This window comes from Streptomyces sp. NPDC007095, assembly GCF_040634475.1.
Taxonomy (GTDB): domain Bacteria; phylum Actinomycetota; class Actinomycetes; order Streptomycetales; family Streptomycetaceae; genus Streptomyces.
On record NZ_JBEYFS010000153.1, the window covers coordinates 17,405 to 30,276 of the forward strand.

Genomic DNA, 12,872 nt, shown 5'->3' on the forward strand with positions numbered 1-12,872 from the left:
TTCCTCTCGCGGGGCGCGCGGTGCGGGACGGGGCTCGTCAGTCGTTCAGGACGAGGCCGCGCATCTCGCCCGTGTCGCGCCATGCCTGGAGCAGGTCCTCCAGGGCGTAGAAGCCGGGCCAGTAGGGTTCGCCCAGGTGTGAGCGGATCTGCTGCTCGCCCTCGTTGTTGTAGTAGCCGGGCGTGCATTCCCGTTGGAAGTTGGTGTTGTCGACCGCGGTCTCCCGGACGGTCGCGCACCACTGGTCCTGCGCTTCCTCGGTGGGCTCCACGGTCGAGGCGCCGCGTGCCAGGGTCTCTTTGATGATGTAGGCGATGTGCTGGGCCTGCTGTTCGAACATCGCCGTCGTGCTCGCGGTCACCCCGCCCTGGAGGAAGCCGGTGAAGAACTGGTTGGGGAAGCCGTGGCTCATGACGCCGTGCAGGGTGCGGTAGCCCTTGGCCCAGTGGTCGTAGAGCGACAGCCCGGCGCGCCCGGCGAACGGCCGGATGCCGAGACGGCGGTCGAGGTCGGTGGTGATCTCGAAGCCGCTGGCGAAGATGATGCAGTCCACCTCGTGTTCGACACCGTGGGCGACGATGCCCTTCTCGGTGATGCGTTCGACGCCCTTGGTGTCCGACACGTCGACGAGGGTGACGTTCGGGCGGTTGAAGGTGGGCAGGTACTCGTCGTTGAAGCACGGCCGCTTGCACAGGAAGCGGTAGTAGGGCTTCAGCGCCTGAGCCGTCCTCTCGTCCTCGACGACGGCGTCGACGCGGTCGCGCAGGCGCTGCATCGCCCGGTAGTCCTGGATCTCCCTGAGCTCCATGAACTTCTCCGGATCCACCAGCGCGGCCCAGCCGTCGGTGGCGTCCAGATGGGCGGCGAGGTTGCGGCTGACCTCGGTCCAGCCGTCGCAGACCAGGTCCGGCTGGCCCGGCGCGAACGCCTCGAACGCCGCGGTGTGGAAGTTGCGTTGCCGCTCCTTCTGCCAGCCCGGCTCCAGCGTCTTCACCCATTCCGGGTCGGTCGGTACGTTGCCGCGCTCGTCAATGTACGAGGGCGTGCGCTGGAAGACGTAGAGGTGCCGGGCGGAGCGGGCGAGGTGCGGGACCACCTGGATGCCGCTGGCTCCCGTGCCGATGACGGCGACCCGCTTGTCGGCGAGCTTGTCCAGCCCTCCGCTCATGTCGCCGCCGGTGTACGTGTAGTCCCAGCGCGCCGTGTGGAAGGTGTGCCCGCGGAAGTCCGTGATGCCGGGGATTCCGGGGAGCTTCGGCCGGTTGAACGGGCCCTGGCACATGACGACGAAACGGGCGCGGATGTCGTCGCCCCGGTTGGTGCCGATCCGCCAGCGTCCGATCGCCTCGTCCCACTCCATGGAGCGGATCAGGGTGCTGAAGACCGCGTGGTCGTAGAGCCCGAAGTGCTCCCCGATGCGCTGACAGTGCTCGAAGACCTCGTCCCCGAAGGAGTACTTCTGCTTCGGGATGTAGCCGACCTCTTCGAGCATCGGCAGATAGCAGTAGCAGTCCGTGTCGCACTGGATGCCCGGGTAGCGGTTCCAGTACCAGGCGCCGCCGAAGTCACCGCCGAGTTCGATGATCCGGAAGCCGGCGACGCCGGCCTGCTTGATCCGCGCCGCGGCGATCAGGCCCGAGAGGCCGCCGCCGAGGACCGCCACGTCGATGTCCTGCGAGATCGGGGGCCGGGGTACGACGGGCGTGTACGGATCGGCCTCGTAGTACTCCTCGAACTCGCCCTCGGCCTCCAGGTACTGCTTCTGCCCCTCGCCGCGCAGGCGCTTGTCGCGCTCCAGCAGGTACTTCGCCCTGAGGGCCGCGTGGTCTGTCTGAGGCGTCTGTGTCGGTGCGCATTTCGGCATGCGAAGTCCTCGGCTCGGGCGGTCACTCGGGTCGTTCGTCCTCAGGGCGTACGGAGGCGGGATTCAGGCGAGGTCGCGGGGCTCGCCGGTACCCATGTAGGTGGCCAGGTTGTGGTGCAGGTTCACGATGCTGCGCTCGCGGTACGGGTTGGGCTTCGGGCCCGAGAAGCCGCGGGCCTTCATGCCCTTCTGGACGGCGGCCATGTTGGTGAAGTCCTGCGGCAGGACCGTGCGCCAGTCCGGGTCGTCCTCCGGCGTGTACACCCACTCGGTCAGCGGCTCCTCGCCGGGCGGGTACAGCTCGTACACGGCGACCTCGAAGACGCACTTGTCGGGGTCGTAGCCATGGGGCCGGGCGCTGTAGCACAGCATGTTGTTCAGAGCGTGCCCGATCTGGAAGTTCGGGAAGATCTGCCAGGCGGTGCCGCTCTTCGCGACGTGCGCGGGTTCCACGGTCGGCCAGCTCACACCGCGCTCGGCGTCCGTGCGCCGGGCCGTGTCCAGCCAGTGCCTGAGCACATCGGCGGCCGTGGCGTCCTCCGGCACTTCCTCGACCAGCCGGTTCGCCGCGTCGACCAGGGTCTGGGTGGTGTTGGTGTTCGCGTTCGCCCAGGTGAAGTTCTGCAGCTCGGCCGTGGACTCGCGGGGGTCGGTGCCGCCGCCGATCCGCAGCTTCGCCTGGTTCTCGTCCAGGCCCTTGGGCGCGTCATAACCGATGTTGCTGTGCTTGCCCTGGGCCCTGGACCAGCCGAGGAAACTGCCGAACTTCATGAACTCCGGGTGGGTGTACGGCACATGGTAGGTCTCCATGAACGCCTCGAGGGCGGTCTTCCAGTTGCAGTCGAAGACGAGCCAGCGACGCCACCGGTAGCGCATGTTCTCCAGCTGGAAGGGGTCGAGCAGGGTGGCCGCGGGCTCCAGGTAGTCGCGCAGCGGTTCGCACTCCGGGTCCATGTTGATCCAGATCCAGCCACCCCAGGTGTCGACCTCGACCCCGGTCAGGCCGGTGTTCCCCGCGGACAGCCCGCACGGCCAGTCCTCCCGTTCGGGCACATGGGTGCACTGGCCGTCCAGGTTGTACCGCCACCCGTGGAACCCGCAGACGAACTGCCTGCCGCGGCCGCGGGCGTCCCTCTTGCCCGGCGGGGTGTCGAGGAGGCGGCGCCCCCGGTGCGAGCAGACATTGTGGTAGGCGCGGAGCGTGTCCGGCGCCGTGCGCACGACGATGATCGAGTCGTCGAGGATCTCGTAGGTGAGGTAGTCACCGACATCGGGGAGTTCCTCGACACGCCCGACCTGTTGCCACACCTTGGTCCACAGCTTGTCCCGCTCGGCCCGGGCGTACTCCTGCGAGACGTACGCCTCCACACCGATGGTCAGCGGCTGCGACAGGGTTTCGTTCCCGGCGGTTTCGCTCATGACATTCTCCAGCCCGCGTCAGCGCGTTATGGCGGCTCGGAACGACTCGTCCTTGAGGAAGAGAGAGGTGTTGTCGGCGGCCAGGTGGGTCCATTTGAGGTTGAGGCCGCCGTCGACCAGCAGGGTCTGGCCGGTGATGTACGTCGACAGGTCGGACAGCAGGAAGAGAATGGCCCCCGCCTGTTCCTCGGGGCGGCCGCGTCGTCCCATCGCGATGGCACGGCGGTCCCGCTCGGCATCCTCGTCGACGTACGTCCCCGAGGCCGGGGTCTCGGTCACGCCGGGCGCGATGGCGTTCACCCGGATGCCGTCCCCGGCCAGTTCGACGGCCATCGTGCGGGTCGCCGCCACCAGCGCCGCCTTGGCCGTGCCGTAACCGATGTGCAGGGGCGCCGAGTTCATGCCGCTGATGGAGGAGATCGAGACGATCGACCCCGGCCGGTCCTGTGACGTGAGCTCGGCGGCGACCGCCTGGCTCATGAAGAACATCGTTTCCAGATTCTGGGTGAACAGCGCGCGCCAGTCCGCCCGGGTCACCCGGGTCGAGGGCATCCAGGTCGAGGGCGCGGCGCCGCCGGCGACGTTGACGAGGCCGTGCAGGTCACCGGCGGTCCGGCCGACCGCCTTCATCACGAGCGCGATGCCGTCGTCGGTGGAGGCGTCGGCCGCGACCGGCACTACCGGGAGGCCCTCCGCCGCCAGCGGCGCGACATGCTTCTCGAGGTTCTCCGGAGAGCGGCTCACCGCGACGACGGTCGCCCCGGCGCGGGCGACCATGCGCGTCACCGAGGTGCCGATGCCCCCGCCCGCCGCACCGCTGACGATGACGACGCGTCCGTCGAGGCCCAGGAAGTCCTGCGTCATAGCGCGGTCCCTCCTGTCTCGCGCAGGGCCAGCACGCTGCCGTCGGCGTCGGCGGAGACGTAGAGCGTGCCGTCCGGCCCGGCGGCGATGCCTGCGAAGGGGCCTTGCGGCCCGGAGAACGGCGGCAGTCCCCGCAGCGGCTTGGGGGTCACGCCGGGCGGGGCGCCCAGCGGCAGGTCACGGGCGACGGTGTGCCGGGCCTTGCTCTCGAGATCGACGCCGATCACCGCCTTGGCGCCGGTGTCGACGATGTAGAGCCGTCCGGCGCGCACCAGGATCCCCTGGGGCTTCTCCAGGCCGTCCACCACCGTGTCCACGCCCGCACCGGTGACCGCGACGATCCGTCCGGCGCCCGATTCGGAGACCAGGCAGCTGCCGTCGGGGCCGAACGCCACACCGAGCGGCTGGTTCAGGCCGGAGGCGAGTTCCTCGACCTGGCCGGACCGGATGGACAGCACACGGCCGGTGCCGGACTCGGCGGTCACCACGGCCCCGTTCGGAGCGACCACCACGCCGTAGAGCTGGTCGAGGTCCTGGGCCAGTACCTCGCTCTCCCTGTTCCCGGGCGAGTAGCGCGCGACCTGGCCGCCCGAGGTGGTGACGACGAACTCGCCCCCGCCGACGGCGGTCACGCCGCGGACGAAGCCCGGATAGCCGGGAGTGAAGAGCATCCCCAGCGTCTGCAGCTCACCGCCGGCGCGCAGGGCGTAGAAGAAGGTCCCGTCGGCGACGTAGAGGGTGCCGTCGTCTCCCACGGTCAGGTCCAGCGGCCAGTTGAGGCCACCGGGCAGCGTCGTCCGGGTCTCACCGCCGCCCAGGATCTCCGTGATCTCGCCGGTGAAGTTCGAGACGAACAGCCGGTCGCCCACGAAGGTGCAGTTGTCGAGACCGGGGTTCAGGGAGGCCAGCACCGTGCGCGCGCCGCTGCGGGGATCGATGCGCAGCACCTCGCCGGTCGCCACCTGGGTGGAGACGATGTAGCCCTCGGGGTCGAACTTCACGGAGTCGGGGACACCCAGGTCCCCCACGACCCGTTCGGGCTCGCCGCCGTCCGGATGGATCCGCCAGATGTCGTTGGTGCCCATCACCGGGTAGTAGAGGAGGCCGTCGGGGCCGACCTCCATGGCGTTGGGCATCGCCACGTTCTCGAGCATCACCCGGGGTGCGCCGCCGTTCGGATCGAGTTCCAACAGGCGCCCGCCGATGCGGCATTCGCCGATGAACAGGCGGCCCTGGTGCACCGTGATGCCGTTCGCGCCGGGGAGGTCGTCGCGCAGGACCCGCGTACGGCCGTCGGCGCCGCGCACGCTCACCCGGCCGTCCATGACCTCGGTGGCGTAGAGGTCGCCCCGCGGGCCGAAGGCCACGTCGTCCGGCGCGATGATGTCGCCGCCCTTGGCGCTGATGGTCTCCAGGCGCCCCGTCCCGACGTCGATCGCGCTGATCTGACTGCCGGTCACCTGCGCCACGTAGACGCGGCCGTCCGGACCGGTGCGCAGACCATTGGCGCCGAACAGGCGGCTGGGTGGGGTGAGTCGTTCCAGACTCCAGCCCTCGGCGAGGGTCGTCGATGTGGCGCTGGTGTAGCGCGCCCCTGGCAGCAACATGGTGGCGGACTCCCGGAGACCTCGTCGTAGAGGTGAATGAGCTTCTCCATATAGAGAATCTCACTCTCATTTCAATCTAGCGTTTGTTAGGGGCGCAGGCAATGGAAAGTCATCGGTACCGCCCGGCCAGTCGTCGGCGGTGGGCGGCCGGTGAGCCGAACAGCGAACGGTTGAGCGTGGCGCGCTTGAGGTGGACATGGATTCCGCTCTCCCACGTGTAACCCATGCCGCCGTGCAGTTGCATCGCCTTGCCGACGACGTCGACCGCGGCGGCGCAGACGTACGACTTCGCCATCGAGGCCGCGACTCCCGCCTCGACGTGGTCCTCGGCGATCAGGCGCACGGCCTCGGACACCAGGTGCCGGGAGACCGAGAGCCGTACCAGCATGTCCGCGCAGGCGTGCTTCACGGCCTGGAAGGATCCGACCGGCCGTCCGAACTGCTCACGGCCGCGGGTGTGCGCGACGGTCGCCTCCAGCATGGCCTCGGCGAGACCGAGGCTGTCGCAGGCCGTCGCGACGGCGGCCCGGTCGAGCAACCGGCCCACGGCGCGCCGCGGTTCGCTTGCGAAGCGCAGCACGCATCCCTCGTCCGGGGCCACCGCCTCGGCACGCACCAGAGCGAACCTGCGGGTGGCGTCCAGGACCGGCTGCCCGGTCACCGTCAGCCCCTCCGCCCCCGGGGCGAGAAGGACGACGACCGGTGCGCCGGCCGGGTCGAGCGCCAGGAGCAGCAGTCGGTCGGCCTCGGCAGCGTCGGGCACGAAGCCCGCGTGACCGCTCAGCCGTGGCCCCGCCGGGGAGTCCTCGATCCGGAAGGGCACGGCACCATCCCTGCCGCCGAGGGTGCCGGCGACCAGACTGTCGTCGGTGGCGTCCACCAGGGCGGCGGTCAGGGCCTCCGTCCCGTTCGCCGTCCGGCGCAGCAACGCGTCCCGTTCGGCGGTGGTTTCGAGCGCGGTCAGTGTCCCGGCGGCCAGCACGGCCGCTCCGAAGTACCCGGTGCGGGCGGCCGCCCGGCCGAGTTCCTCCAGCACCACCGCCGTCTCCGCGAAGGTCACCCCCGCGCCGTCCAGTTCCTCGGGGACCTCCAGGCCCAGCCACCCGGCCTCGGCCAGCCGCCGCCGGGGCACCCCTTCGGACGCCTGCCCCTTGGCGAGCGACTCGTGGGCGACCGCACGCAGTTCGGCGCGCACCTCGGTCTCCGGCGCGGCGGCCATCAGTTCCCCACCGGCTCTCGGGGCAGTCCGAGACCGCGCTCGCCGATGATGGTGCGCTGGATCTCGCTCGTCCCGCCCGGGATGGTCCACTCCCAGGAGCCGATGAAGTCGAGCAGCCAGGCGCCGGACTCCCAGCCACTGGAGGCCGGCTTCGCCGGCACCGTGTGCCCGGCCGGTCCCGCGATCTCGACGCCGAAGTCCATGGTGCGCTGGAGCAGTTCGCTGTAGTAGAGCTTGACGATCGAGGCGTCGGCCGGGCCCACGGTGCCGACGGCGTGCCGCTCCACCAGGTCCCGGCACAGCGCCCGCAGGCCGGTGATCTCGGTCTCCAGGACCGCCAGCCGGTCGGCCACCCATGGGTCGTCGAGCGGCCGCCGCCCGTGCGGACCGGTCCTTGCGCACGCCTCCACCAGCCACCTGAACCCGGCGTTGCCCAAGCGCTCGGCCAGTTCCAGCATCGTCATGCCGCGCTCGGCGCCCAGCGTCCGCTGTGCGACGCGCCAGCCTTCGTTCGCGGGCCCGACCAGGTCGGCCGCGGGAACGACGACGTCGTCGAGGAAGATCTCGCAGAAGTGGGCGCCACCGGTGGCCTGACGGATCGGCCGTACGTCGATGCCCGGGCTGCGCATGTCCAGCAGGAAGTACGAGATGCCGTGCCGCTTCGGGGCGTGCGGGTCGGTCCGCGCGAGCAGCAGGCACCAGTCGGCGTGCAGCGCGCCGCTCGCCCACAGCTTCTGGCCGTTGACGAGGTAGTCCTCGCCCCGCTTGCGGGCGGTCGTGCGCAGGGCGGCGAGATCGGACCCGGCCTCGGGCTCGGAGAAGCCCTGGACCCAGACCTCACCGTCCAGGATCGCCGGGAGGTGGCGGCGGCGCTGCGCGTCGGTGCCCGCGACGAGCAGCGTGGAGGCGGCGTGGTGGATCGCGACGAAGGCCAGGACCAGTCTGGGCGCGTCCCGCGCGGCCAACTCCTGGTAGAGCACGATCTGGTGGGCGACCGGCATCCCGCCGCCCCACTCCCGCGGCCAGTGCGGGACGGCCAGGCCGGCCCCCCGGAGCCGCTGGAACCACTCCTTCTGGAACTCGACGAACTCCGCCTCCGGCACGCCGGTCTGGCTCCGCCGCCACTGCGCGGGCACGTGCTCCCGGCACCAGTCCCGCACGGCGACACGGAACTCACCGAGGTCGTCCGGCCAGGTCGACCGGTGTGTCATGGTCACCGCTCCTTCCGGAGTGCCGCGAGCAGCCGCTGGTCGTACGTCACCATGTCGGCCGTCCGTGTGGGTCGTCGGCGTCGTTGAACGGCCCGGTCAGGCCCCGCCGGTCCACCAGCCGGGCCAGCCGGTCGCGGGTGGCGGACAGGCCGAGCGGCAGTCGGCGTACCGGCTGGCTGTAGCGCGACAGCCAGGACAGGAACGCCTCGTCGCAGAACCCGGTGGCGCCCTGCAACTGGTGTGCGACGCGGAACACGGTCTGGGCCGCCTCCAGCGCCGCCAGTCGGAGTGCGAGCGCGTCGGCGAGCGCGTCCGCGGGGCTGTCCCGCAGGCTCCACAGCGCGTACTTGGCCAGCATCTCGACGCCGCCGCGCTCGACTTCGGCGTCGGTGAGCTGGAACTGGACCGCCTGGAAGGCCGAGAGGGGCTGGCCGAACTGGGTGCGGACGACCACGTGTGCGCGGGTGAGGTCGATCGCCCGGTCGAGCATCCCGAGCAGGGTCCAGCACGGCAGGACCAGTCCGAGCACGGCGTCCGCCGCCCCGTCGCCGTCGATCCGCGTCAGGTCGAGGTCGGCGACGAAGGCCGAGTGGCGGGGCGGTGAGCTCCGCGGCAGGGCGCGGGCGTGGCTGCGCTCGCCGTCCAGTGTCACGGCCACCCAGCGCAGGTCGAGGTCGGCCACCGCACCGGCCGGGGCGCTGTCGCCGACGACGAGCAGCGCGTCGGCGTCGAGGTCGGCGGGCCGGGAGAGGCGCTCGGCCACCGGGTAGGCCAGGACCCAATGGCCGGCGGCCCGGCAGACCGCGGCCGCCGCCTCCAACTCGTCGGCGCTGCCCCGTACGTCCAGCTCCCAGGCACCGAGATCGGCCAGGACCGGCGCCACGAGTTTCTCGCGACGGTCCGGCTCCTCCTCGGCCTGCTGTACGAGCCGGTCGCCGCCGGCCGCCTCCAGGGCCCGCAACACCTGGCGGCCGTACTCCGTCGCCTCCCTGCTCAGGTCGATGTTCACGCGGCCGCCAGCAGGGCCCGGGCCAGCAGGATGCGCTGCATCTCGATGCTTCCCGACGCCACGGTGGACGCCTGCGCGTACCGCCAGTGGTCCTGGACCGCGCGCCGGAATCGGCGACCGTCCGCATCGGTGAGCCGGCCGTGCCCGGCGATCTCCATGAGCACCTCGGCGCTGTCCTGGTCGAGTTGGGTGACCGCGATCCGGTAGGCGGCGGTGTCGGCCGGGCTGACCCTTCCTTCGAGTTGGAGCGACAGCACGCGGTAGGCCAGCAGCCGGGCCCGCCGGCAGTGCACCAGCATCCCCGCCCATCGGCCCCGCAACTCCCCGGGCAGGGTGTCCCATTGCTCTGCGAGGGCGGACGGTGCGGACTGCAGGAGGCGCTCGCAGCGCGCGTACCGGGCGATGCCCACCCGCTCGAACGCGAGTACCTCCCGTACGACCTTCCAGCCGTCGTCCACCGTGCCCAGGACGTCGGCCGGGCCGACCCGGACCTCGTCGAGGAAGACCTCGTTGAGGTGGTGCGGGCCGATCATGGAGCGGATGGGCCGGACCTCGATGCCCGCCCGTTCCATCGGCACGAGGAAGATGGTCAGCCCGTGCTGTTTCTTGGCCCCCCGCGAGGTGCGGGTGAGCAGGAAGCACCACTGGGCCATGGTGGCGTAGGAGGTCCAGATCTTCTGGCCGGAGACCTGCCAGCCGCCCCCGTCCGGGCGGGCCGCGGTACGCAGGGACGCCAGGTCCGATCCGGCGTCCGGCTCGCTGAAGCCCTGGCACCAGATCACCTCACCGCGGGCGATCGGGGGCAGGTGCCGGCGCTGCTGTTCGGGGGTACCGTGCCGCATGATCGCGGGCCCCACCCAGTTGACGCCCATGTACTGCGCTCCCCGGGGTTCGTGATGCGCCCACATCTCCTCGCGGACGACGGTCTGCTCCCACACCGAGGCGCCCCGGCCGCCGAACTCCTCGGGCCAGGCCAGGCACAGCAGTCCCCGGTCGGCCAGCAGCCGGCAGAAGCGCTGGGCGACCTCCAGATCGGCCGGGTCCTCGGTGAACGCGCCCAGGAAGTCGGCCGGGACGTGCTCGCGCACCATGCCGCGCAGCTGTGCCCGCAGCGTGGTGGCGCTCTCCCCCATCCTGAAGTCCATGGCGCCCACGGTATTTCAATCCTTGCAATGATTGCTAGCCTTGAGAACAAACAAGGCGAGGGCCTCCCAGCCGGTTGACGCCGACACATCACCGTGAAAGCATCATCCGCACATATGGAGAATGTCATTCTCAATCGCGAGATTGCGATATGCATCAGCGTCTGAGGCGGCCGAGGTAAGGACGAGTTCTGCGATGTTTTCGGCACTCCTGATCGAGAAGGGCGAGACGGGGCGGACGGTCTCGCTCACGCGGCTGGACGAGGCGGATCTGCCCGACGGCGACGTCGGCATCGAGGTGGAGTATTCGACGCTGAACTACAAGGACGCTCTCGCCATCACGGGCACCTCACCCGTGGTCCGCAGCTTCCCGATGGTGCCCGGCATCGATCTCGCGGGCGTCGTCACCGACAGCGCGCACGCGGACTGGCACAAGGGCGACCGCGTCGTACTCAACGGCTGGGGCGTCGGCGAGAACCACTGGGGCGGCCTCGCGCAGCGCGCCCGCCTCGCCGGCGACTGGCTCGTGCCCCTGCCCACCGCCTTCACCGCCCGGCAGGCGATGGCCATCGGCACGGCGGGCTACACGGCGAGCCTGTGTGTCGGCGCCCTGCTGGAGCACGGGGTCCGCCCGGAGCAGGGCGAGATCCTGGTGACGGGGGCGACGGGCGGTGTCGGCGGCGTCGCGATCGCGCTCCTGACGAAGGCCGGCTTCGAGGTGGCCGCCGCGACCGGCAAGGCGTCGGAGGCCGAGTATCTCCGACAGCTCGGCGCCGTGACCGTGTTGGACCGCGCCGAGTTCTCGGAGGCCGGCCGGCCGCTGCAGAAGGAGCGCTGGGCGGGTGTCGTCGACTCCGTCGGCAGCCACACGCTGGCCAACGCCTGTGCCCAGACGCGCTACGGCGGCACGGTCGCCGCCTGCGGCCTGGCCCAGGGCATGGACTTCCCTGCGTCGGTCGCCCCGTTCATTCTGCGCGGGGTGTCCCTGCTCGGGATCGACAGCGTGCGGGCACCGCGCACGGCACGGACGACCGCCTGGGACCGGCTCTCGCGCGACCTGGACGCGGACGCGCTGGACGCGATCGCCCAGGAGATCGGCCTGAGCGACGCGATCGCCGCGGCGGGCCGGCTCATGGAGGGCGAGGTGCGCGGCCGCGTCGTCGTCGACGTCAATCGATAGACCGTTCAGCCGATACAACGTTCAGCCGTTCAGCCGTGGAGCCGTTCAACCGGGAGCATCGGGAGCAGGCGTGAGCAAGAAGTCCACCGAAGCAGAGATCACCGAACTCGACCTCTCCGACGTCGACCACCGCGTGGGCAAACCGGTCGGCGGCGGGCAGTTGTGGGACCCGTGCAGCACCTCCGACATCCGCCGCTGGGTGATGGCGATGGACTACCCCAATCCGCTCCACTGGGACGAGGAGTTCGCCCGCGACTCCCGGTTCGGCGGCCTCGTCGCACCGCAGTCCATCGCGGTCGGCCTGGACTACGGGCACGGCGCCCAGCCCGCCTGCGTGGGATATATCCCCGGCAGCCACCTGATCTTCGGCGGCGAGGAATGGTGGTTCTACGGCTGCCCCGTACGGGCCGGGGACAAGCTCTTCCAGGAGCGGCGCTTCCACGACTACAAGGTGGCCGAGACGAAGTTCGCCGGACCCACGATGTTCTCGCGCGGCGACACCACCCACACCAACCAGCACGGCACGCTCGTGGCGCGCGAGCGCTCCACCGCGATCCGCTATCTCGCCCTCGAAGCGGAGAAGCGCGGCATGTACCAGGACCAGAGTCTGGTGGTGAAGCGCTGGAGCGACACCGAGCTGAACGAGATCGAGAAGCTGCGCCACGAGTGGCTCCTGTCGAACCGGCTGGGCGTGTCACCGCACTTCGAGGAGGTGCGCGTAGGCGACAAGCTGCCACGGCGTGTCATCGGTCCGCACAGCATCGCCAGCTTCACCACCGAGTACCGCGCCTTCCTCTTCAACATCTGGGGCACGTTCCACTGGGTGGCGCCGCCCGGCGTCAAGGACCCCTGGATCAACCAGGATCCCGGCTGGGTGGACGGCTTCGGCTTCGACGAGGAAGGCGCCAAGATCGACCCGCGCAAGCGCGACGGGCTCTATGTCGGACCCTCGCGCGGACACATCGACAGCGACAGGGCGAGCGAGATCGGCATGGCGCGCGCCTACGGCTACGGCGCCACGCTGGGCGCCTGGTGCACCGACTACCTCTCCTACTGGGCCGGCCACGACGGCATGGTGCGCCATTCCAAGGCGAACTTCCGCGGCCCCGCCTTCGAGGGTGACGTGACCTGTTTCGACGCCGAGGTCGTCGGCAAGGAGACGGAGTCGACGTGGGGCGTGCCGCTCGTCCAGGTGAAGCTGCGGCTCAGCGACCAGAACGGCGGCCTGCTGGTGGACTGCACGGCCGAGGTCGAGCTGCCGTACTAGGCCCTGTCGTCAAATTCCCGTCTGCCCCGCGACGCCATGCACGCACTCTCACCGCACCAGGCACAGACCCAAGTACGTCCAGTACGAGGG

The 12,872-nt window shown here is 70.5% G+C and carries 10 protein-coding genes; 2 read left to right on the forward strand and 8 right to left on the reverse strand.

The annotated features are described in order from the left end of the window. Positions 1-37: 37 nt before the first annotated feature. The 8 genes from ABZ656_RS38865 to ABZ656_RS38900 all read right to left on the reverse strand — a co-directional run bounded on the left by ABZ656_RS38865 (position 38) and on the right by ABZ656_RS38900 (position 10,338). Entirely contained in the window at positions 38-1,864 is a 1,827-nt protein-coding gene (locus ABZ656_RS38865; protein WP_101407334.1) for an NAD(P)/FAD-dependent oxidoreductase, read from the reverse strand. A gap of 63 nt (positions 1,865-1,927) precedes the next feature. Next, a complete protein-coding gene (locus ABZ656_RS38870; protein ID WP_101407335.1) occupies positions 1,928-3,283 on the reverse strand; it encodes an aromatic ring-hydroxylating dioxygenase subunit alpha in 1,356 nt (451 codons plus the stop codon). A gap of 18 nt (positions 3,284-3,301) precedes the next feature. After that, positions 3,302-4,147, reverse strand: coding sequence for an SDR family oxidoreductase (locus ABZ656_RS38875; RefSeq protein WP_360274656.1), 846 nt, complete (start codon positions 4,145-4,147; stop codon positions 3,302-3,304). Continuing rightward, positions 4,144-5,754, reverse strand: a complete 1,611-nt coding sequence (locus ABZ656_RS38880; RefSeq protein WP_101407337.1) for an SMP-30/gluconolactonase/LRE family protein — start codon at positions 5,752-5,754, stop codon at positions 4,144-4,146. Before ABZ656_RS38880 ends, ABZ656_RS38875 begins: the two co-directional genes overlap by 4 nt. Before the next feature lie 109 nt (positions 5,755-5,863). Then, positions 5,864-6,973 (reverse strand): acyl-CoA dehydrogenase family protein, encoded by a 1,110-nt coding sequence (locus ABZ656_RS38885; protein WP_360274659.1) that lies wholly within the window; start codon positions 6,971-6,973, stop codon positions 5,864-5,866. After that, positions 6,973-8,184 carry an acyl-CoA dehydrogenase family protein gene (locus ABZ656_RS38890; RefSeq protein ID WP_360274662.1) on the reverse strand — a complete coding sequence of 404 codons (1,212 nt, stop codon included), beginning with the start codon at positions 8,182-8,184 and terminating at the stop codon, positions 6,973-6,975. The genes ABZ656_RS38885 and ABZ656_RS38890 overlap by 1 nt, the downstream gene beginning before the upstream one ends. A gap of 46 nt (positions 8,185-8,230) precedes the next feature. Then, positions 8,231-9,193 carry an acyl-CoA dehydrogenase family protein gene (locus tag ABZ656_RS38895; protein ID WP_360274665.1) on the reverse strand — a complete coding sequence of 321 codons (963 nt, stop codon included), beginning with the start codon at positions 9,191-9,193 and terminating at the stop codon, positions 8,231-8,233. Beyond that, on the reverse strand, positions 9,190-10,338 hold the full coding sequence (locus ABZ656_RS38900; protein WP_101408416.1) for an acyl-CoA dehydrogenase family protein: 1,149 nt from the start codon (positions 10,336-10,338) through the stop codon (positions 9,190-9,192). Before ABZ656_RS38900 ends, ABZ656_RS38895 begins: the two co-directional genes overlap by 4 nt. 193 nt (positions 10,339-10,531) lie before the next feature. Here ABZ656_RS38900 and ABZ656_RS38905 point away from each other — a divergent pair, with 193 nt between their 5' ends. Further along, positions 10,532-11,515: an MDR family oxidoreductase gene (locus ABZ656_RS38905; protein ID WP_101407341.1), complete on the forward strand. Its 984-nt coding sequence runs from the start codon at positions 10,532-10,534 to the stop codon at positions 11,513-11,515. A 70-nt stretch (positions 11,516-11,585) separates the two neighbouring features. Further along, on the forward strand, positions 11,586-12,782 hold the full coding sequence (locus ABZ656_RS38910) for a MaoC family dehydratase N-terminal domain-containing protein (RefSeq protein WP_360274670.1): 1,197 nt from the start codon (positions 11,586-11,588) through the stop codon (positions 12,780-12,782). The last annotated feature ends 90 nt before the right edge of the window (positions 12,783-12,872 follow it).

What these genes read in the sequence shown, in the direction of transcription:
- ABZ656_RS38865 (WP_101407334.1), bottom strand. Translation starts at nt 1,864, where the DNA reads ATGCCGAAATGCGCACCGACACAGACGCCTCAGACAGACCACGCGGCC.
- ABZ656_RS38905 (WP_101407341.1), top strand. Translation starts at nt 10,532, where the DNA reads ATGTTTTCGGCACTCCTGATCGAGAAGGGCGAGACGGGGCGGACGGTC.
- ABZ656_RS38885 (WP_360274659.1), bottom strand. Translation starts at nt 6,973, where the DNA reads ATGGCCGCCGCGCCGGAGACCGAGGTGCGCGCCGAACTGCGTGCGGTC.
- ABZ656_RS38870 (WP_101407335.1), bottom strand. Translation starts at nt 3,283, where the DNA reads ATGAGCGAAACCGCCGGGAACGAAACCCTGTCGCAGCCGCTGACCATC.
- ABZ656_RS38900 (WP_101408416.1), bottom strand. Translation starts at nt 10,338, where the DNA reads ATGGACTTCAGGATGGGGGAGAGCGCCACCACGCTGCGGGCACAGCTG.
- ABZ656_RS38890 (WP_360274662.1), bottom strand. Translation starts at nt 8,184, where the DNA reads ATGACACACCGGTCGACCTGGCCGGACGACCTCGGTGAGTTCCGTGTC.
- ABZ656_RS38880 (WP_101407337.1), bottom strand. Translation starts at nt 5,754, where the DNA reads ATGTTGCTGCCAGGGGCGCGCTACACCAGCGCCACATCGACGACCCTC.
- ABZ656_RS38875 (WP_360274656.1), bottom strand. Translation starts at nt 4,147, where the DNA reads ATGACGCAGGACTTCCTGGGCCTCGACGGACGCGTCGTCATCGTCAGC.